Origin of the sequence: Streptomyces sp. CA-294286, from assembly GCF_050947155.1 — a bacterium.
In the GTDB taxonomy this organism is placed as follows: domain Bacteria; phylum Actinomycetota; class Actinomycetes; order Streptomycetales; family Streptomycetaceae; genus Streptomyces.
The window spans coordinates 398,372-418,753 of record NZ_CP192005.1 but is presented as its reverse complement, the minus strand read 5'-3'; the positions used below and the strand labels follow the sequence as shown (position 1 = coordinate 418,753).

The following is a 20,382-nucleotide window of genomic DNA, read 5'->3' as shown; positions in this document are numbered from 1 at the left end:
GAACGGGACGGTTGCGCCAAACACCGGAGGCACATTGTGAGAAGTGCCGCAAGGGGTGAGGACCAAGGTCCCTGGACGTCGGTCCCTACGGCCCCTTGCGGCCGACCGGGTGGCGTGGCTCGCCGTCGCGCGGGCCGCTTCTCAGGTTTCGCCCGGCACGCTGCCCGGCCTCAGCCGTCGACCCAGTCCCCTCCCATGGCCGTCGGGGCGAAGCGCTGGGCGGCCCAGAAGAAGTGCGGGTGCGCACAGCCGAACATGTAGTTGAGCAGCACGGTGTTCTCCTGCCAGCCGGGCGTGCCGACGTTCAGGACGTGGAACAGCGACGTGCCGAGCGGCGCGGAGTCCGCCTGGATGTCGCGCGCACCGGCCCGGTGCGCTTCGGCGGACACCACGGCCGCCACGTACGTGCGCCGCAGGATCTCCCAGCACGGCTCCACGTCGCCGTGCCATTCCCCGTGCAGTGCCTCGAAGACGGAGAGCTCCTGGTGGAACAGCCGCCACGCCTGGGGGTGCGCGGTGCGGCAGCGCTCCGAGAGCACGGCGGCGGCCGGCCCGAGCGTGTCCACCCGAGGCCGGCAGCCCATGCGCAGGGTGACGCCCGAAGTCAGCAGTCCCGCACACGAGTTGGGCTCAAGGCCGCACAGCAGGCAGTCGTCGGTCGGGGCCAGTCCCGAGGGTATGCCGTCGAACCACACGGCGTGCCGGCCGGCCAGGCCCATCCAGGCGGCCGTATTGGCCACCAGGGTGCTGTTGTAGAGGACCCCCCGGGACTCCGGCATGCAGATGTACTTGATCTGGGCGAGGACGCAGGCGGCCAGTACCGCCTTGTCATGGGTGGGCATGGCGGCCAGCCAGAGGTTGTTGATCTCTCCGGTGACGGCGTCCGCCCTGGCGTCCACCATGTCGTCCACCACGCGGGACAGGGCGAGGACGGCGAGGTTCTCCTCGAGCCACAGTTCCTCGTCGGGCGCCACGTGCCACCACTCGCAGTCCAGCATCTGGAGCATGGCGTACGTGGTGAGATCCAGCGGCGTGGACTGCGGAAGCGTGACCGCGCCCTCGCGGTGCCGCCCGATCCAGTACTCGTCCACCGAGCGCTTGTGTGCGATGAACAGGCCGCTGATCAGGGCTCGGGCGCCGTTGAAGCTGAAGTTCTCGGCCAGGCTCTTCTGGATGCGCAGAGCGGTGCCCGTGATGTCCACCGCGCTCGCGGAACGCTTGTACTCAAGGAAGGAGGGGAAGTCGTCCTCGTACCGGAACCTGAGGTCACGGCCCGTATCGGCGTCCTGGAGCGACCTGTTCCAGACCCAGCCGCCCATGAGGACGCTGTCGAGCTCCTGCCGGAAGGGCCAGGTCTTCACGGCGAGCGGACGGCCGTTGCTCCTGCGCCAGGAATAGTCGGAGAGGTGACGCTGCGGCGGTGAGGGGAGCTGCCCGCAGAGGGCGCAGTCGCACGCATCGCCCGGCGGCGTGGCCGGGGTTCCCGGGTGGGCCCGAGCGCGCTCCAGCCAGGCGCCTTCGAGCATCCCGGCCAGCAGGCGGCACAGCCGGACATCGGTCTCCATGAGGGGGAAGGCTTCCTGTACGAGAGCCAACGACTGCTCCAGCGCTTCCAGACGTGCCCTTCCCGGGCCGTCGGGCGCGGGAAACTCCCGCGGAGTCGCGGCCAGGGCAGCCCGTCCCGATATCTCGACGGCCCCCGGTTGTGAACCTCCGGCAAACGTGCCCAAACGCGCGATACCGGCCTGCTCGCGCAAGGCGAAACGTTCGGTTCGAGGCTTGATGTTCGCCCGGATCAAGTTCGCGAGCTGCGAACTCGTCGCCGCTGTGGTCATGATGCCGCCTCCTGATATCGACCGACTTGAGCCTTGACACGCGGCGACGCACCCCCGCGCCCACTAGCCCCCTTTCCCGTCGCGGGCGGTGGGTGAACCTTGAAGGGCTACTCGTTGTGACAACGAAGGCCCCAGCTGCGCGGTTCGCCCGCTCTGCGCGGAATGCCGACCGGTGCCGGCGCGCCGGCCCGCGCCACGGGAGCCCCCCGACGGTTCCCGAGCGGCCCCTTGGGCCCGTGCGCCCGGTGCGGACCCGGCAGCCCTGTGCGCACCCTCGATGCCCCCCGGGCTCTCGTGCGGGCGGTCTTGTACGGGACCCGGCGGCAGTCCACCGTAAGGAACGGCGTCACACACCGCTGGCGCGCAGACCACGTGGATTCGGAGCCTCCGTGGACGCTTTCGTGCTGCCTCACTCCCTCGTCGGCGAGGGCCCCCACCCGGTGATCGCCGTACACGGCTGGCTGGCCGACCGTGCGGCCTACAACGCCGTCCTCCCGGACCTGGACCTGGTGAACTTCCGGTACGCCTTCGTCGACCTGCGCGGATACGGCGAGGCCAAGGAGGTTCCCGGCACGTACACGACCGCCGAGGGAGCCGCCGACCTCCTCGCCCTCGCCGACCGCCACGGCTGGGACCGCTTCTCGCTGGTCGGGCACTCCATGGGCGCGTCGGTCGCCCAGCGCGTCCTCGCCGCCGCGCCGCAGCGCGTGCGTCGGCTGGTGGGCGTGTCACCCGTACCGGCGAGCGGGATGCCCCTCCCCGCCGACGCGTGGGAGCTGTTCGCCGGAGCGGCGGAGCACCCGGAGAACCGGCGCGCCATCATCGACGACACCACCGGCGGGGTGCGCCCGCGTGCCTGGCTCGACCGGATGGTGCAGCAGTCCGTGGACCGCAGCGACCCCAAGGCGCTCCGCGCCTGGCTGGACTCCTGGGCGGGGGAGGACTTCCATGCCGAGGTCGAGGGCTGCGAGCGCGCGGCCCTCGCCGTGGTCGGCGCGCTCGACCCGGCACTGAGCGCCGACGTGATGCGGCAGACCTGGATGCGCTGGTACCCGCGCGCCGAACTGGTGGAGCTTCCCGGTGCGGGCCACTACGCCATGGACGAGACGCCGCTCCACCTTCTGCGCACCGTCGAGGACTTCCTGCGGGCGGACGGCTCGAAGTGATGCGGGAAGCCCGCGAAGTGCGGGTCGGGGAGGGGGCCGCGTCGCACGGGGAGCCGCCCTCGGTCCCGGACGTCTTCGAGGTCCCGGACGTGTTCGACCCGCGCCTGTACGCCCGGGGCATCCCGCACGCGGCCTACCGGCAGCTCCGCGACACGCAGCCCGTCGCCTGGCAGGACGAGTACGAGGTGCTGGGCTGGCCCGCCGGCCCGGGATTCTGGGCCGTCACCCGGCACGCCGACGTCGTACGGGTCCTCAAGGACGCCCGCACCTTCTCGTCCCGGCTCGGCGCCACCCAGATCCGCGACCCGGACCCGCAGGACCTGCCGTTCATCCGGCGCATGATGCTCAATCAGGACCCGCCAGAACACGGCGGGTTGAGGCGGCTCGTCGGTAGGGCCTTCACGCCCGGCCGCACCGAACGCTTCGAGGAAAGGGTTCGCGCCCGCGCCCGCGGCCTCCTCGAAACGGCGGTCCAGGACGCGCGACAGAACGGCGACGGAGTCCTGGACCTGGTCGCCTCCGTCACCGACGACTACGCCCTCCTCAACCTGGCCGACCTGCTCGGCGTGCCGAAGAGCGACCGCGCCCTCCTCCTGGCGTGGACGGAGCGCGTCATCGCCTATCAGGACCCGGACGAGCAGGCCGCGGTGGTACGCGGGCCCGACGGGCGCCCCGTCAATCCGCGCTCACCCGCCATGCTGGGCGACATGTTCTCCTACGCCCGGGAGTTGGCGGCGTACAAGCGCAGGCATCCGAGCGACGACGTCATGACGGTGCTCGCCCACGCCGCGGATGACGACACCCGGCTCGACGGACCCGAGTGGGAGATGTTCTTCTTCCTGCTGACCGTCGCGGGAAACGACACGGTACGAAGTGCGGCGCCCGGCGGATTCCTGGAGCTGGCTCGCGACCCGGAAGCTCAACAGCGGCTCGTCCCACGGAACGTGCGGAGGGCGGTCGAGGAGCTGCTGCGCAGGCACCCGCCCGTTCTCAGCTTCCGCCGCACCGTGGCCGTGGACACCGAACTGGCGGGACAGCGGCTGCGTGCGGGGGAGAAGATCGTGGTCTTCCACGCCTCCGCCAACCACGACGAGCGCGTCTTCGCCGACCCGCACCACCTCGACCTGGAGCGGGACCCCAACCCGCACGTGTCCTTCGGGGACGGCCCGCACGTCTGCCTCGGTGCGCACTTCGCCCGCCTGCAACTGCGGGTCCTGCACGAGGAGGCGCTACGCGTGATGCCCCGTCCCTACCGACTGGCGGCCCCACCGCGCCGCCTCGTCTCGCATTTCATCAACGGCCTCAAGTCGCTGGAACTGTCCGTCGGTTGATGTGGTCGGGGCCGCGACACCGAACCAGCGAAACGCGCTGCGCGCAAGCCGGTGTCACCGAGCGCGCCCAGACCCTAGGTGACGTGACGGACACGCAGGCCGGTGGCCGACGGCGACGCACGGGTTCACCGGTGCCCGCGGGCCCCACGCGGGGCAGCAGTGCGATGCGCGCGTATGGGGTCGGGGGCGGCCCGATGCCACGGACGCGGCCGTTGTGCGGCCCGCCACCACGGACATGGCAGTCGTGTGGCCCGGCACCATGGACGCGACCGTCGTGCGACCGGTGCCACGGACGTGGCAGTCGTGTGGTGTGCAGGCCGAGGCGGCAGACGCACCCGGGGTCCCTGGCGGGGCGAGGGCGGTGCGGCTACGCTGCGCGGACGCCTTTCGCCAGGAGGTACGCATGCGTCGACCCACCCGGCCCGCCGTACGGGCACTGTCCCTGCTGGCCGCGACAGCGGCAGTCGTCACGGTGGGAGCAGCGGCCCCGCCGGGCAGCGCGAGCCCGTCGAGCACGGGCTCCTCCGGCGCCCCGCCGGTCAAGGTCCCGGTCGCGGTCGGCTACGGAGGCGCTGTCGCCAGCGTCGACGCCGACGCCTCTGCGGCGGGCATCGCGGTCCTGCGGGCCGGCGGCAACGCGGTCGACGCGGCGGTGGCCACGGCCGCCGCGCTCGGCGTCACGGAACCGTACTCGGCGGGCATCGGCGGGGGCGGCTACTTCGTCCACTACGACGCCAAGTCCCGCAAGGTGCACACCATCGACGGCCGCGAGACCGCCCCGCGCAGCGCGACCAAGGACCTCTTCGTCGAGAACGGTACGCCCATCCCGTTCGCCGAGGCCATGACCAGCGGCCGAGGCGTCGGCACCCCGGGCACGCCCGCCACATGGGAAGCGGCGCTGGACGCCTGGGGCACGAAGCCGCTCCGCACCCTCCTCAAGCCCGCCGAGCGCCTCGCCCGCGACGGATTCACCGTCGACGCCACCTTCCGTGCGCAGACCGAAGGCAACGAGGCCCGTTTCCGGGACTTCCCGGACTCCTCGAAGCTCTTCCTGCCGGGCGGCCGACTGCCCGTGGTGGGCTCCACGTTCAAGAACCCCGACCTGGCCCGCACGTACGAGAAACTGGGCCGGCACGGCGTCGGCGCGCTGTACCGGGGCGACCTCGCCCGCGACATCGTCCGTACCGTGCGCAAGCCCCCCGTCGACCCGAAGGCGACCCGGGTGGTGCGCTCCGGCGACCTGACGGAGCGGGACCTGCGGGCGTACGAGACCGAGCGGCGAAAGCCGACCAAGGTGTCCTACCGGGGGCTCGACGTGTACGGCATGAGCCCCTCCTCGTCGGGCGGCACGAGTGTGGGCGAAGCGCTGAACATCCTCGAACGGACGAACCTCTCCAGGGCGTCGCAGGCCAAGTACCTGCACCGTTTCATCGAGGCGAGCAGGATCGCGTTCGCGGACCGCGGGCGCTGGGTCGGGGATCCGGCCTTCGAGGACGTCCCGACGAAGGGTTTGCTGTCGCAGCGGTTCGCGGACTCCCGTGAGTGCCTGATCAAGGACGACGCGGTACTGGTGAGTCCCTTGCCGCCGGGCGACCCCCGCAACCCGTCGCGCACCTGCCGGAGTTCGGGACAGGCCGCCCCGACGACGTACGAGGGCGAGAACACGACCCACCTGACGGCCTCCGACAAGTGGGGCAACGTCGTCGCCTACACGCTGACGATCGAGTCGACGGGCGGCAGCGGCATCACCGTCCCGGGCCGTGGCTTCCTGCTCAACAACGAGCTGACCGACTTCTCCTTCACCCCGGCGAACCCTGCGGTGCACGACCCGAACCTGCCGGGGCCGGGCAAGCGACCGCGGTCCTCGATCTCGCCGACGATCGTGCTCGACCGGCACGACCGGCCGGTGCTGGCACTCGGTTCGCCGGGCGGCGCGACGATCATCACGACAGTGCTCCAGTCGCTGATCGGGCACCTGGACCGGGGTCTGCCGCTCGTCGACGCGATCGCGGCACCCAGGGCGAGCCAGCGCAACTCCGCCACGACGGAGCTGGAGCCGGGCCTGTGGAACAGTCCGGTGCGGGCCGAACTGGAAGCGCTCGGACACGTCTTCAAGGCGAACCCGGAGATCGGGGCGGCGACGGGCGTACAGCGGCTGCCGGACGGCCGTTGGCTCGCCGCGGCGGAGAAGGTCCGCCGCGGCGGAGGCTCAGCCATGGTCACCCACCCCACCCCCCACTAGCCTCGGCCTTCCGCAGCCCTCGCAGCCCGGTACCCCGCCGCCTCCGTCGTTCCGTACCCCGCCGCCCCCGCAGCCCCCTTGGGCGGCGGGGCCGTCCCCGGGGGCGCGGGGGTGCCTCCCTGCACGAGCGAAGCCGAGTACTTGAGGGAAGGCGGGCAAGGGGGGCTGCCCCCACCGGGCGGTGCACACCCCCCACCCCGCGTCCCTCCACCCACGTACGCCCCGCCCACCCCGCGTCCCCCCACCCCACGTACGCCCCGCCCACCCCACCTACGCGTCTCGCACCCACCACCCGCACGCGCCGCCCCGGCTGCCGACCCCACCTAAAGCGCCGTCAACACCCGCGCCGCCGCGCCCCCCGCCACGATCGCCACCGTGTGCTCCGCATGCGCCGCACGGCTGCCGTCGGTCGTCCGCAGGGTCCAGCCGTCCGGCGAGTGGCGGTAGTCGTCCCCGCCGCCCCCGATCAGCATCGGCTCGATCGCGATCACCATTCCGTGCCGCAGCTTCATGCCCCGCCCGGGGCGTCCCTCGTTCGGCACGTCCGGCCCCTCGTGCATCGTGCGTCCCACGCCGTGGCCGCCGAAGTCCTGCGGGATGCCGTAACCCGCCCGTCGGCACACCGTGCCGACCGCGTGGGCGATGTCGCCGACGCGGTTGCCGACCACGGCCGCCGCGATCCCCGCGTCCAGCGCCTCACGCGCCGTCTCGATGAGGCGCACGTCCTCCTGTCGCGCCTGGCCCACCGTGAAGCTGACCGCCGAGTCGCCCACCCAGCCTCCGAGGCTCGCGCCGCAGTCGATGCTCAGCAGGTCGCCGTCGCGCAACCGGTAACCGTCCGGCACGCCGTGCACGATCGCGTCGTTGACCGAGGCGCAGATGACCCCCGGAAAGGGCACCGGGGCCCAGTCCGGGTGGTAGTCCAGGAAGGGGGAACCGGCCCCCGCTTCGCGCAGTACCTTCCTCGCCACTCCGTCCAGTTCGCGCAGCGTCACCCCGACCGACGCCGCATCCTGTACCGCCTTCAGTGCCTGGGCCACCACGCGGCCGGCCTCACGCATCGCGTCCACGGACGCATCCGTCTTGATCTCCACCATGCCAATTACTATACCGGTCGTGCAGGTATTAGAATAACGCCATGGTCCGTACCTCCCTCACCCCCGAAGAGCGCGCACGCGGCGAACGCCTCGGCCGGCTGCTCCGTGAAGCCCGCGCCTCCACCGGTCGCTCGATGCTCGACGTGGCCGCCTGCTCCGGCCTCTCCGCCGAGACGCTGCGGAAGATCGAGACGGGGCGCGCGCCAACCCCCGCGTTCTTCACGGTCGCCGCCCTCGCGGCCACCCTCGGCCTCTCCCTCGACGAGCTCCTCCAGCGCTGCGCACTGCTGCCGGTCGAGGAGGCCGCGTAGGGTCCAGGGCATGGATGACCTGACGTCGGCCCTGGCCCGTACCCGCTACATCAGCCTCACGACCTTCCGGAAAGACGGCACGCCCGTCGCCACTCCCGTCTGGGTCGCCGGCGAGAGCGGCGTCCTTTACGTGTGGACCAACTCGGAGTCCTGGAAGGTCAAGCGGATCCGCCGTGACGGCCGTGTCACCGTCACCCCCTGCGACGCCCGGGGCGGCCTCAGGAAGGGTGCGCCGACCGTGGAGGGCCGGGCCACCGTGCTCGACCAGGACGGGCTGCGGTTCGTCAGAAAGCTGCTCGCCCGGAAGTACACCTGGCAGTTCTGGCTCACCGACCTGCCCGCCACCCTGGTGCGCCGCGGCCGGCGACCGCACGTCGGCATCAAGATCGAAATTTCGAGCACCTGAGCGAGTGCGACGGCCGGTGGGCGAGCCGTTCGTGATCGAGTTCGCGATCGAGGTGTAAACCCCGCCCTTCACTCCTGCGGGTGTGAAAGGTGATCCACTCGGCGGGTTGGCGGCGACGGTCTTGCCCCGCTCCCCGCCGAGGCTTACGTTCGTTCGATCAGCGTCCCGAAGCGTCCCAACTCTACGGGTGTAGAAGGTCTCTGACGTTCCGTCGGAAGGGCGGGACGTCCGGTTCGATACGGAGACGAGCCATGGCCAACGTCGTACGCGCCGCCCTCGTCCAGGCCACCTGGACGGGCGACACCGAATCCATGATCGCCAAGCACGAGGAACACGCCCGTGAGGCCGCCCGGCAGGGCGCGAAGATCATCGGTTTCCAGGAGGTCTTCAACGCCCCCTACTTCTGCCAGGTGCAGGAGGCCGAGCACTACCGCTGGGCCGAGCCGGTGCCGGACGGCCCCACCACCCGCCGCATGCAGGACCTCGCGCGCGAGACCGGCATGGTGATCGTGGTCCCGGTCTTCGAGCGCGAGCAGTCCGGCTTCTACTACAACACCGCCGCCGTCATCGACGCCGACGGCAGCTACCTCGGCATGTACCGCAAACACCACATCCCGCAAGTCAGGGGATTCTGGGAGAAGTACTACTTCAAACCGGGCAACGCGGGGTGGCCGGTCTTCGACACGGCCGTCGGCAAGGTGGGCGTCTACATCTGCTACGACCGCCACTTCCCCGAAGGGTGGCGGCAGTTGGGTCTCGGCGGCGCACAGATCGTCTTCAACCCCTCCGCCACCTCACGCAGCCTCTCCTCCCACCTGTGGCAGCTGGAGCAACCTGCCGCGGCCGTCGCCAACGAGTACTTCGTCGCCGCGATCAACCGCGTCGGGCAGGAGGAGTACGGCGACAACGACTTCTACGGCACCAGCTACTTCGTCGACCCGCGCGGCAAGTTCGTGGGGGACACCGCGAGCGACACCAAGGAAGAGCTCGTCGTACGCGACCTCGACTTCGACCTCATCGAGGAAGTGCGCCAGCAGTGGGCGTTCTACCGCGACCGCCGCCCCGACGCGTACGAAGGACTGGTTCAGCCGTGACCGACCTGCACTCCCGCCACCAGGCCGTCCTGCCCGAGTGGCTCGCGCTGTACTACCAGCAGCCCCTCGAACTCACCCACGGCGAAGGCCGCCACGTCTTCGACTCCGAGGGCCGCAGGTACCTCGACTTCTTCGGCGGCATCCTCACCACGATGACCGCGCACGCCCTCCCGGAGGTCAGCAAGGCGGTCGCCGAGCAGGCCGGCCGCCTGATCCACTCCTCGACGCTGTACCTCAACCGCCCCATGATCGACCTGGCGGAACGGGTCGCCCACCTCTCCGGAATCCCCGACGCCCGCGTCTTCTTCACCACCTCGGGCACCGAGGCCAACGACACCGCGCTGCTGCTGGCAACGGCGTACCGCCGCTCCCACCAGATCCTCGCGATGCGCAACAGCTACCACGGCCGTTCCTTCGCCACCGTCTCGCTCACCGGCAACCGCAACTGGTCCCCGACCAGCCTCTCGCCGCTCCAGACCCTCTACGTGCACGGAGGAGTCCGCCACCGCGGCCCCTTCGCCCACCTCACCGACGCCGAGTTCGTGGCTGCGTGTGTCGCCGACCTCGAAGACCTCCTCGGTCAGACCCGGGGCCAGGTGGCGGCCCTCATCGCCGAACCCGTGCAGGGTGTGGGCGGCTTCACCTCCCCACCGGACGGCCTCTACGCAGCCTTCCGCGAAGTCCTCTCCCGCCACGGCATCCTCTGGATCTCCGACGAGGTGCAGACCGGCTGGGGCCGCACCGGTGACCACTTCTGGGGCTGGCAGGCCCATGCCGAGAACGGCCCGCCCGACATCCTCACCTTCGCCAAGGGCATCGGCAACGGGATGTCCGTCGGTGGCGTCGTCGCCCGCTCCGAGGTCATGAACTGCCTGGACTCCGGCTCCATCTCCACCTTCGGCGGCTCCCCTGTCACCATGGCCGCGAGCCTCGCCAACCTCTCGTACCTCCTCGAACACGACCTCCAGGGCAACGCCCGCCGCGTCGGCGGCCTCCTCCTGGAACGCCTGCGCGCCCTCGGCGCCACCACCCCCTGCGTACGGGAGGTACGCGGACGGGGCCTGATGCTGGGCATCGAGATCACCCGGCCGGGCACCGACGAGGCGTGGCCCGAAGCAGCCACCGCCGTCCAGGAAGCGGCCCGAGGCGGCGGCCTCCTCCTCGGCAAGGGCGGCGGCCACAACACGAGCGTCCTGCGCATCGCGCCGCCCATGTCGCTGACAGTGGCGGAGGCGGAGGAGGGCGCCACGATCCTCGAAGCCGCCCTGCACAGCGTGTAGTTCGCCTCCTCCCGCCCGCGTGCCCCCCTGCCCCCTTCCCGCTCTGCCCCGTTCCCGAGGAGGTGCGAAGCATGACCCGCACTCTGATCGCCGGCGGCCTCGTCATCACGGCCGCCGAAGAAGTCCACGCCGACGTACTGATCGAAGGCAGCCGCATCGCCGCGCTGGCCACCCCGGGAACCCAGAACTGGACCGCGGACCGCGTCGTCGACGCCACCGGGAAGTACGTGATCCCCGGCGGCGTCGACGCGCACACTCACATGGAGATGCCCTTCGGCGGTACCTTCGCCGCCGACACCTTCGAGTCCGGCACTCGCGCCGCCGCCTGGGGCGGCACGACGACGATCATCGACTTCGCGATCCAGTCCCCGGGCCAGAGCCTGCGCGCCGGCCTGGACGCCTGGCACGCGAAAGCCGACGGCAAGTGCGCGATCGACTACGGCTTCCACATGATCCTCTCCGACGTCAACGAGTCGTCGCTGAAGGAGATGGACGGTCTGGTCGCCGAGGGAATCTCCTCGTTCAAACTCTTCACGGCCTACCCCGGCGTCTTCTACAGCGACGACGGGAAGATCCTGCGCGCGATGCAGCGGGCCGCCGGCAACGGCGGGCTGATCATGATGCACGCGGAGAACGGCCTCGCCATCGACGTCCTCGTCGAACAGGCCCTGGCCCGCGGCGAGACCGACCCCCGCTACCACGGCGAGGTACGCAAGGCCCTGCTGGAGGCCGAGGCCACGCACCGCGTCATCAAGCTGGCCCAGGTGGCGGGCGCGCCGGTGTACGTCGTTCACGTGTCGGCGCGGGAAGCACTGGCGGAGATCTCCCGCGCCCGTACGGAAGGGCTCCCGGTCTTCGGCGAGACCTGCCCCCAGTACCTCTTCCTGTCCACCGACAACCTCGCCGAGCCGGACTTCGAGGGAGCGAAGTACGTGTGCTCCACCCCCTTGCGCCCCAAGGAACACCAGGCCGCCCTCTGGCGGGGCCTGCGCACCGACGACCTCCAGGTGGTCTCCACCGACCACTGCCCCTTCTGCTTCACCGGGCAGAAGGAGAGGGGCCGCGGCGACTTCTCCAAGATCCCCAACGGACTCCCGGGCGTGGAGAACCGCATGGACCTCCTCCACCAGGCCGTCGTCGACGGCCACCTCACCCGCCGCCGCTGGATCGAGATCGCGTGCGCGACCCCGGCGAGGATGTTCGGCCTGTACGGACGGAAGGGAACGATCGCACCGGGCGCGGACGCGGACGTGGTCATCTACGACCCGGCGGCCGAGCAGACGATCTCCGCGGCCACGCACCACATGGCTGTCGACTACTCGGCCTACGAGGGGCGACGGATCACGGGGCGGGTGGAGACGGTCCTGTCACGGGGCGAAGTGGTCATCGGCCAGGGAGAGTTCAAGGGCCGTCCCGGGCACGGGGGGTATCTCGCCCGGTCCACCTCGCAGTACGCGCGCTGAGCGGGCCCCGCCGCGGCCCCGAAGAGAAGCCACCGCCTCGCCACCCACCGGATCACCACCAGTTCGCCCCCGAAGTACCTGAACCAGCCCCCGAAGTACCTGAACCAGGAGGTACACCCCTCATGCCCAGTGCGCCGATGGACTTCGGACTCGTCCTGCAGACCGACCCGCCCGCCTCCGAGGTCGTCGGCCTGATGCGCCGCGCCGAACGCAACGGGTTCCGCTACGGCTGGACCTTCGACTCCGCCGTCCTGTGGCAGGAGCCGTTCGTCATCTACAGCCGCATCCTGGAGCACACCGACCGGATGATCGTCGGCCCCATGGTGACCAACCCGGGCACCAGGACCTGGGAGGTCACCGCCTCCACCTTCGCGACCCTCAACGACATGTACGGCAACCGCACCGTCTGCGGCATCGGCCGCGGGGACTCCGCGATGCGCGTCGCCGGCCGCAGGCCGAACACCCTGGCCCGGCTCGGCGAAGCCATGGACGTCATCCGCGACCTCGGAGAGGGGCGCGAGGCGAAGGTCGACGGGCAGTCCGTGCGGATCCCGTGGGTGCGGGACGGCCGGCTCCCGGTGTGGATGGCCGCGTACGGGCCCAGGGCGCTGGCCCTCGCCGGGGCGAAGGCGGACGGGTTCATCCTCCAGCTCGCCGACCCCTTCCTCACGGAATGGATGATCCGGGCGGTGCGCGACGCCGCGTCCGACGCCGGGCGGGACCCGGCCGAGGTGAAGATCTGCGTCGCCGCTCCGGCCTACGTGGGCGACGACCTGGCGCACGCCCGCGACCAGTGCCGGTGGTTCGGTGGGATGGTCGGCAACCACGTGGCCGACCTGGTCAGCAAGTACGGGGCGGACAGCGGCTTCGTGCCGGCGGAGCTGACGTCGTACATCGAACAGCGTCAGGGATACGACTACGCGCACCACGGGCGGACCGACAACCCGGACACCGCCTTCGTGCCGGACGACATCGTGGACCGCTTCTGCCTGCTGGGGCCCGTGGAGGCGCACGTCGAGAAGCTGCGGGCGCTACGGGCCCTGGGCGTCGACCAGTTCGCCCTCTACGACATGCACGACGCGCGGGAGGCGACCATCGACGCGTACGGGGCGTCGATCATCCCGGCGCTGACCGCCTGAGGACGAGCGCACCGCACGCCCCGACGGGCTACTGCGGGTCGGGCAGGGGGTCGCCCGTCTCCAGGTAGGTCTTGAGGCTGGAGAGCAGGGCGGGCCAGCCGTCACGGATCATCGACAGGACGGTGCTGCCCTCGTCGAAGCCGTCGTGGACGGTGACCAGACGGGTCAGCGTCGGCCCGGCCGGTTCGATGTCGAACGTCACCTTCGAGCGGGACTCCGCCGCCAGATCGGCGTGCAGCTCCGGGGGCATGCCCGTGGCCTCGGCGAACTCGGGGGTGAAGGTGTGCCAGGTGTAGGAGAGTCTGCGCCCCGGCTCGGCGGCGAGAACCACCTGCTCCGGGTCGTTCCCGCCCAGCCCCATCCCCTGCCAGACCATCGGCGAACCGGCCCGCCAGTCCGACTCGAACGTCATGCCCCAGTAGCGGGCGGTGGACGCCGGGTCGGTCAGCGCCTCCCAGATCCGGTCGGGGGTGGCCCTGAGGTAGGTGACGTAGTCGAAGGCGGTGGCGCGGTCCAGGTCGTCCATGTGGTCATTGTGGGGTGGCGCCGGGGGATCGGCACGGCGAACGGGGGCCGGGCGCCCCGCGCCGGGGACCTGGGGCAGGGTCCCCGCAGCGGGGAAGGGGGCTCAGCCGTCCGTGGCGCGCAGCGTGCGCCAGACCGCCTTCGCGGCGTTGTGCCCCGACATTCCGTGGACCCCGGGGCCCGGCGGAGTGGCCGACGAGCAGAGGAAGACCGCCGGGCGCGAGGTGTGGTACGGGAAGAGTGACAGCTTCGGGCGGAAGAGGACCTGGAGGCCGGTGAACGCGCCGCAGGCGATGTCGCCGCCCACGTAGTTGGCGTTGCGGGCGACGAGTTCGCGCGGGCCCGCCGTGGCGCGGGCGAGGACGCGGTCGCGGAAACCGGGAGCGAATCGTTCGAGCTGGCGTTCGATCGCGTCCGTGAGATCGCCCTGCCAGTTGTGCGGGACGTGCCCGTACGCCCAGAAGACGTGCTTGCCCTCGGGCGCGCGGGAGGGGTCGGCCAGGCTCGGCTGGGCGGTGATCAGGAACGGGGCCTCGGGAGCCCTGCCCTGCCGCGACGCCTGCCGCAGGGCCGTGTCGATCTCGCCCCTCGTCGGGCCGACCTGCACCGTTCCCGCCCTGCGGGCCTCCTCGGCGGTCCACGGCACCGGCCCGTCCAACGCGTAGTCGATCTTGAATACGCCCGCGCCGTACCGGTAGTTCTCATACACGTTGCCGAGATCCGCGATCCGGGCGAGCGCGGTCGGCGAGGTGTCGAAGATGTAGGCGCGCGCCGGCGGCAGGTCGTCGAGACGCCTCACCTCGAAACCAGTGTGGACGACTCCGCCCAGGTCGCGCAGGTACGCGGTGAGCGCGTCGGGGATCGCCTGGGAGCCGCCGCGCGGCGCCGGCCAGCCGTTCGCGTGCGCGGCGAGCGCGAACAGCAGGCCGACCGCGCCCGTCGCGAGCCCGTTCAGCGGCGCGATCACGTGCGCGACCAGGCCCGCGATCATCGCCTTGGCCTTCTCGTCGCGGAACCGCCGCATCAGCCAGGTCGACGGCGGCAGCCCAGTCAGCCCGAACCGGCCCAGCGTCACCGGGTGGCGAGGCAGCGCGGTCAGCGGCAACGACATGAAGTCCTGGGACAGGCTGTCCCACCTGCCGAGATACGGGGCGACGAGTCGCCGGTACGCACCGGCGTCCCGTACGCCGAGGGAGGCGGCGGTCTCCGCCACGGAACGGGACAGCACCACCGCCGTGCCGTCGTCCCACGGGTGCGCCATCGGCAGCTCGGGGTGCAGCCACTCCAGCCCGTACCGCTCCAGCGGCAGGTTCCGGAAGGCGGGGGAGCCGATGCCCAGCGGGTGCACCGCCGCGCACGGGTCGTGCCGGAAGCCGGGCAGCGTCAGCTCCTCGGTGCGGGCGCCGCCGCCCACGGTGTCCTTCGCCTCGAAGACCTCCACGGAAAGACCGCGGCGGGCCAGCTCGACGGCGGCAGTCAGACCGTTGGGCCCCGCCCCCACGACCACTGCATCCAGCATCGGCGACACCTCGGGCTCCTCACGCGCTCACCAGTCGGAGCACCAGGGTATTCCCGTGCACCGGCGGGGCGGACGGGGGTGGGGTCGCGCACCGTGCATCCCACGATCCGCACCATGGCCGAACGTCTGCCGACCGTCGCCGGCGTACGCGCCGTGGTCCTCGGCGGCAGTCGCGTACGCGGCACGCACCGTCCGGACTCGGACTGGGACCTGGGCCTGTACTACCGCGACGCACGTGGTGCCTCAACGAGAAGGGCGCCCTGGCGGCAGCCGCCCGCCTGGCCTGCGCCCCGCCCGACTTCACCCAGCGGGTGGGCCGGCCCTGCACGGACTCGACCCGGAGGCGGTACGTGCTGCGGAGGAACTGGTGCGAGAGGTACGGGGGAGCCTGACCCGGCGACCCCGGCGACCCCGGCGACCCCGGCCGCTCAGCCCTCCGCTGCCAGCAGCGCCCGCACCCGTTCCGCCGTCGGCTCGTCCCGTGCCGCGGTGAACGGAAGCGTGTTGCCGCCCGCGATCCGGTAGCGCTCGCCCGTACGGGTACGGTCCGTGCCGCCCGCCTCCTCCACCAGGAGCAGCCCCGCCGCGTGGTCCCACGCCAGCTCCCAGGAGAACGCGACCGCTTCCAGCTCACCCCGGGCCACGGCCAGGTACTCCAGGCCCGCCGACCCGCACGGCCGGGGAAGCACGCCCTCCGTCTCCAGCGCCCGCAACGCCTTCTTCTGGTCCTCGGTCGTGTAGTCAGGGTGCGACGTGGCCACGCGCAGCGCACTGCCGGGTGCGGGGGAGCCCGACCTGAGGGGCACGCCGTTCAGCGTGGCGCCCCGGCCCCGTACCGCCACGGCCATCTCGGCCAGCGCCGGCGCGTACGTCCACGAGGCCTGCACCCGACCGTCGACGGCCAACGCCACCAGGGTGCAGAAACCCGGCTCCCCGTGCACGAACTGACGGGTCCCGTCGACCGGATCGACGATCCACACGGGGGCCGCGCCCCGTATCGCCCCGTAGGCCGTCGGGTCCGCGTGCACCGCCTCCTCCCCGACCACCACCGAGCCCGGCAGCAGGCGGGTGAGCGAAGCCGTCAGATGCTCCTCCGCGCCCCGGTCCGCGACCGTCACCAGGTCGTACGGGCCGCTCTTCTCCACCACCTCGTGCGCGGCGAGCTGTTGGTACCGGGGCATGACCTCGTCGGCCACCGCCCTGCGGACGGCCCCTTCGACGGCGGCGACAAGCGAGTTCTCGATCATGCCTCCCAGCAAAGCACGCCGCACTGACAACCGGCCCGGGTGGTCCGCCGTGGGCAGACCGTCCGGAAGGTGAGGAACGTCCCGGGTCGGGATAGCGTTGTCGCTGGTCACGACCACCCCTACGGGGCTGATGGAGGCGGAACACGGTGCACGGTGAATACAAGGTCCCCGGCGGCAAGCTCGTCGTCGTGGACCTCGACACGGCAGACGGCGACGGCCCGGAAGGCGGCGTGCTGAGCAACGTGCGCGTCGCCGGCGACTTCTTCCTGGAGCCGGACGAAGCGATCGTCGCCATCAACCGGGCCCTTGAGGGCGCGCCCGCCGACACCGACGCCGCCGGACTGGCCGCCCGGATCGAGGCGGCACTGCCCGAGGGGACGGTGATGTTCGGGCTGACGGCGGAGGGAATCGCCGTCGCCGTGCGGCGGGCGCTGGCGCACGCCACCGACTGGACGGACTACGACTGGCAGCTCGTCCACCAGGGACCGCAGTCCCCGGCCCTGCACATGGCGCTCGACGAGGTCCTCACCGCCGAGGTGGCGGCCGGCCGTCGCCCGCCGACGCTGCGGGTCTGGGAATGGGGCGCCCCGGCCGTCGTCATCGGCAGCTTCCAGTCGCTGCGCAACGAGGTCGACCCGGCGGGGGCGGAGCGGCACGGAATCCAGGTCGTACGGCGGATCAGCGGCGGCGGCGCGATGTTCATCGAACCGGGGAACACGATCACCTACTCGCTGTCCGTGCCGACCGCGTTGGTGCAGGGCCTGTCGTTCGCCGACAGCTACGCCTACCTCGACGACTGGGTGCTGGGCGCGCTCGGCGACATGGGCGTCAAGGCCTGGTACCAACCGCTCAACGACATCGCGACCGACGCCGGCAAGGTCGCCGGGGCGGCGCAGAAGCGGATGGTCAGCGACGCCGGGGGAGCGGTGCTGCACCACGTGACGATGGCGTACGACATCGATGCCGACAAGATGACGGACGTGCTGCGGATCGGCAAGGAGAAGCTCTCCGACAAGGGGACGAAGAGCGCGAAGAAGCGAGTCGATCCACTGCGCCGGCAGACGGGACTGGCACGGGAAGCCGTCATCGAGCGGATGATCGGATCCTTCCGGGGGCGGTACGGGCTGGAGCAGGGTTCCGTGACCGAGGCGGAGATGGCGCGGGCGGAGGAACTGGCGCGGGAGAAGTTCGGAACAGGGGAGTGGACGGGGCGCGTGCCGTAGGTGGGACGGTGGGGCGGGGCATGGGGCCGGTGGTCGGTCGGCGCGGGGACAGGGCCATGGGGCCGGTGGTCGCTTGCCGGTGGGACAAGGCCAGGGGGCCGGTGATCGCTCGGCGAGGCCAGGCGGGGCACGTGGCGGTGATCGCTCGGCAGTGGGACGGGGCACGGGGCCGGTGATCGCTCGGCAGCGGGGCGGGACGGGACGGCCGGGGGAGTGGGTGGCGGAAGGACGGCCGGGGACGCCCCGGTGGAGCGCCGTTCCCAGCACCGCTGCCCCGCCCGGCTGACCGCCTCCTGTCGGATGGTCCTCGGGCAGCCACCTGGTCGCCGTAGGTCGATGTCGGATTTCCGCCAGCGGACGGAGGTGGGGATGGCGGATGCTGGGGTCATGTCACCCACTCCGGCCGACCAGGCCACGCGTGCCATGCACCACGACACCGAACGCTGCGTCCGCGCCGTGCAGTCGAAGGACGCGCGGTTCGACGGGTGGGTCTTCACGGCGGTGACGACCACCCGGATCTACTGTCGGCCGAGCTGCCCCGTCGTACCCCCCAAGCCGCAGAACATGACCTTCTACCCGAGCGCCGCGGCCTGCCAGCAGGCCGGGTTCCGGGCGTGCAAGCGCTGCCGGCCCGACACCAGCCCCGGCTCCCCCGAGTGGAACGCCCGTGCCGACTCGGTCGCGCGGGCCATGCGGCTCATCCGTGACGGGGTCGTCGACCGCGAAGGAGTCCAGGGCCTCGCGGCGCGGCTCGGGTACTCGACCCGGCAGATCGAGCGGCAACTGCGCGCCGAGCTGGGCGCCGGGCCGCTAGCACTGGCCCGCGCCCAGCGGGCGCAGACGGCCAGACTGCTGATCGAGACGACCGCCCTGCCGATGGCGGACATCGCGTTCGCCGCCGGCTTCTCCTCGGTGCGCACGTACAACGAGACGGTGCGGGAGGTCTTCGGGTTGCCGCCGGGCGAGCTGCGGGCGCGGGGAAGGAACGGGAGCGGGGCACAGGCGCCGGGAGTGATCGCCCTGCGGCTGCCGTTCCGTGCCCCGCTCAACCCGGACAACCTGTTCGGTCACCTCGCGGCCACCGCAGTCCCCGGGGTGGAGGAGTGGCGCGACGGCGCGTACCGGCGCACCCTGCAACTCCCCTACGGGCACGGCATCGTGGCCCTGACGCCACGCCCCGACCACATCGCCTGTCGCCTGTCGCTCACGGACCTACGGGACCTGACTCACGCCATCAGCCGCTGCCGCTGGCTGCTCGACCTGGACGCCGACCCGGTCGCCGTCGACGAGCGGCTGCGAGCCGATCCGCTGCTCGCCCCCCTGGTGGCTCAGGCACCCGGACGGCGGGTTCCGCGTACCACCGACGCCGCCGAGTTCGCCGTACGGGCGGTGCTCGGTCAGCAGGTGTCGACGGCCGCCGCCCGCACCCACGCCGGCCGGCTCGTCACCGCCCACGGAGCCGTCGTCGACGACGCGGAAGGCGGGCTCACCCACCTCTTCCCGACCCCGGAGGCGCTCGCCGGACTCGACCCCGAAGCGCTCGCGCTGCCCCGCAGTCGCCGCGCGACGCTGACCACCCTGGTCGCCCAACTGACGGAAGGGACCCTACGGTTGAGCGTCGACAGTGACTGGGGGCGGGCCCGCGCCCAGCTCCTCGCGCTTCCCGGATTCGGCCCGTGGACCACCGAGGTGATCGCGATGCGTGCCCTCGGCGACCCGGATGCCTTCCTCCCCTCGGACCTCGGGATCCGGCGTGCCGCACAGGGGTTGGGGCTGCCGCACACTCCGGCCGCGCTCACCGCGCGTGCCGCCGCCTGGCGGCCCTGGCGGGCGTACGCCGTCCAGTACCTGTGGGCGACCGATGCCCATCCCATCAACCACCTTCCGAAGTAGGGGAGTCGTACCCATGTCCTCCGTCACGCAGCACACCGTCGTCGACAGCCCGTACGGGCCGCTCACCCTCGTCGCCACCGACGGCGTCCTCTCCGGCCTCTACATGGTCGGCCAGCGCCACCGTCCCGTCGAAGAGAGCTTCGGCGTTCCGGACCCGGAGCCGTTCCCCGAGGTGATCGAGCAGCTCGACGCCTACTTCGCCGGGGAGCTGAGGGAGTTCACCGTCCCCGTGCGCCTGCACGGCACACCGTTCCAGCGCGGCGTGTGGGAGCAGCTCCAGCGCATTCCCTACGGGGAGACCCGCTCGTACGGTCAACTCGCCGACGTGCTGGGCAAGCCGGGGGCCTCGCGAGCCGTCGGCCTCGCCAACGGCAAGAACCCGGTCGGCATCATCGTCCCCTGCCATCGCGTCATCGGATCCACCGGCAGTCTCACCGGCTACGGCGGCGGCCTCGACCGCAAGCAGCGACTGCTCGCCTTCGAGAGCGGCGTCCCCACCGCAGCCGCCCTCTTCTAGCGCGGCCCGGCAGCGCCTCCGGCACGGCGGCCCGAAACGGCGGCACGGTGGCGCCTCCGGCTCGGCAGCGGGTCCGGCACGGCGGCCCGGCAGC

17 protein-coding genes and 1 pseudogene are annotated in these 20,382 nt (G+C 71.7%); 13 read left to right on the top strand and 5 right to left on the bottom strand.

The window, feature by feature from the left end; all coding sequences use genetic code 11:
• Positions 1-170 precede the first annotated feature (170 nt).
• Positions 171-1,835, bottom strand: coding sequence for a hypothetical protein (locus ACQPZG_RS07145; RefSeq protein ID WP_433544980.1), 1,665 nt, complete (start codon positions 1,833-1,835; stop codon positions 171-173).
• Between the two features lie 389 nt (positions 1,836-2,224).
• On the opposite strand from ACQPZG_RS07145, the gene ACQPZG_RS07140 reads away from it, so the two are divergent.
• From ACQPZG_RS07140 to ggt, 3 genes are all read left to right on the top strand, one after another.
• Complete coding sequence (locus ACQPZG_RS07140; RefSeq protein ID WP_433544979.1) at positions 2,225-3,001, top strand: alpha/beta fold hydrolase; 777 nt, start codon at positions 2,225-2,227, stop codon at positions 2,999-3,001.
• Positions 3,001-4,332: a cytochrome P450 gene (locus tag ACQPZG_RS07135; protein ID WP_433544978.1), complete on the top strand. Its 1,332-nt coding sequence runs from the start codon at positions 3,001-3,003 to the stop codon at positions 4,330-4,332. Before ACQPZG_RS07140 ends, ACQPZG_RS07135 begins: the two co-directional genes overlap by 1 nt.
• A gap of 403 nt (positions 4,333-4,735) precedes the next feature.
• A complete protein-coding gene (ggt, locus tag ACQPZG_RS07130) occupies positions 4,736-6,574 on the top strand; it encodes a gamma-glutamyltransferase (protein WP_433544977.1) in 1,839 nt (612 codons plus the stop codon).
• Between the two features lie 323 nt (positions 6,575-6,897).
• Here the strand turns inward: ggt and map are convergent, their stop codons facing one another.
• Complete coding sequence (map, locus tag ACQPZG_RS07125; RefSeq protein WP_433544976.1) at positions 6,898-7,671, bottom strand: type I methionyl aminopeptidase; 774 nt, start codon at positions 7,669-7,671, stop codon at positions 6,898-6,900.
• Between the two features lie 41 nt (positions 7,672-7,712).
• On the opposite strand from map, the gene ACQPZG_RS07120 reads away from it, so the two are divergent.
• The 6 genes from ACQPZG_RS07120 (at position 7,713) to ACQPZG_RS07095 (ending at position 13,364) form a co-directional block, all read left to right on the top strand.
• The gene (locus ACQPZG_RS07120) at positions 7,713-7,982 is read left to right on the top strand and encodes a helix-turn-helix domain-containing protein (protein ID WP_433544975.1); all 270 of its coding nucleotides are present in this window, start codon (positions 7,713-7,715) and stop codon (positions 7,980-7,982) included.
• Positions 7,983-7,992: 10 nt separating this feature from the next.
• Entirely contained in the window at positions 7,993-8,388 is a 396-nt protein-coding gene (locus tag ACQPZG_RS07115) for a PPOX class F420-dependent oxidoreductase (RefSeq protein WP_433544974.1), read from the top strand.
• A 251-nt stretch (positions 8,389-8,639) separates the two neighbouring features.
• The gene (locus ACQPZG_RS07110) at positions 8,640-9,482 is read left to right on the top strand and encodes a nitrilase-related carbon-nitrogen hydrolase (protein ID WP_433544973.1); all 843 of its coding nucleotides are present in this window, start codon (positions 8,640-8,642) and stop codon (positions 9,480-9,482) included.
• Positions 9,479-10,762: an aspartate aminotransferase family protein gene (locus ACQPZG_RS07105; protein WP_433544972.1), complete on the top strand. Its 1,284-nt coding sequence runs from the start codon at positions 9,479-9,481 to the stop codon at positions 10,760-10,762. The genes ACQPZG_RS07110 and ACQPZG_RS07105 overlap by 4 nt, the downstream gene beginning before the upstream one ends.
• Before the next feature lie 71 nt (positions 10,763-10,833).
• Positions 10,834-12,225, top strand: a complete 1,392-nt coding sequence (gene hydA / locus ACQPZG_RS07100) for a dihydropyrimidinase (protein WP_433544971.1) — start codon at positions 10,834-10,836, stop codon at positions 12,223-12,225.
• Positions 12,226-12,362: 137 nt separating this feature from the next.
• Positions 12,363-13,364: a TIGR03842 family LLM class F420-dependent oxidoreductase gene (locus tag ACQPZG_RS07095; protein ID WP_433549293.1), complete on the top strand. Its 1,002-nt coding sequence runs from the start codon at positions 12,363-12,365 to the stop codon at positions 13,362-13,364.
• A gap of 28 nt (positions 13,365-13,392) precedes the next feature.
• Here ACQPZG_RS07095 and ACQPZG_RS07090 read toward each other — a convergent pair whose 3' ends face one another.
• Together ACQPZG_RS07090 and ACQPZG_RS07085 are read right to left on the bottom strand one after the other, a co-directional pair.
• Positions 13,393-13,890 carry an SRPBCC family protein gene (locus tag ACQPZG_RS07090; protein WP_433544970.1) on the bottom strand — a complete coding sequence of 166 codons (498 nt, stop codon included), beginning with the start codon at positions 13,888-13,890 and terminating at the stop codon, positions 13,393-13,395.
• A 102-nt stretch (positions 13,891-13,992) separates the two neighbouring features.
• A complete protein-coding gene (locus ACQPZG_RS07085; RefSeq protein WP_433544969.1) occupies positions 13,993-15,408 on the bottom strand; it encodes a phytoene desaturase family protein in 1,416 nt (471 codons plus the stop codon).
• Between the two features lie 114 nt (positions 15,409-15,522).
• Here ACQPZG_RS07085 and ACQPZG_RS07080 point away from each other — a divergent pair.
• Positions 15,523-15,636 (top strand): annotated as a pseudogene (locus ACQPZG_RS07080) (nucleotidyltransferase domain-containing protein); the annotation flags it as partial.
• A 200-nt stretch (positions 15,637-15,836) separates the two neighbouring features.
• Here the strand turns inward: ACQPZG_RS07080 and ACQPZG_RS07075 are convergent.
• Entirely contained in the window at positions 15,837-16,655 is an 819-nt protein-coding gene (locus ACQPZG_RS07075) for an inositol monophosphatase family protein (RefSeq protein ID WP_433544968.1), read from the bottom strand.
• 146 nt (positions 16,656-16,801) lie between these two features.
• On the opposite strand from ACQPZG_RS07075, the gene ACQPZG_RS07070 reads away from it, so the two are divergent.
• The 3 genes from ACQPZG_RS07070 to ACQPZG_RS07060 all read left to right on the top strand — a co-directional run bounded on the left by ACQPZG_RS07070 (position 16,802) and on the right by ACQPZG_RS07060 (position 20,288).
• Positions 16,802-17,878 carry a lipoate--protein ligase family protein gene (locus tag ACQPZG_RS07070; protein WP_433544967.1) on the top strand — a complete coding sequence of 359 codons (1,077 nt, stop codon included), beginning with the start codon at positions 16,802-16,804 and terminating at the stop codon, positions 17,876-17,878.
• 423 nt (positions 17,879-18,301) lie between these two features.
• Complete coding sequence (locus ACQPZG_RS07065) at positions 18,302-19,771, top strand: AlkA N-terminal domain-containing protein (RefSeq protein ID WP_433549292.1); 1,470 nt, start codon at positions 18,302-18,304, stop codon at positions 19,769-19,771.
• 13 nt (positions 19,772-19,784) lie between these two features.
• Complete coding sequence (locus ACQPZG_RS07060) at positions 19,785-20,288, top strand: methylated-DNA--[protein]-cysteine S-methyltransferase (RefSeq protein WP_433544966.1); 504 nt, start codon at positions 19,785-19,787, stop codon at positions 20,286-20,288.
• The last annotated feature ends 94 nt before the right edge of the window (positions 20,289-20,382 follow it).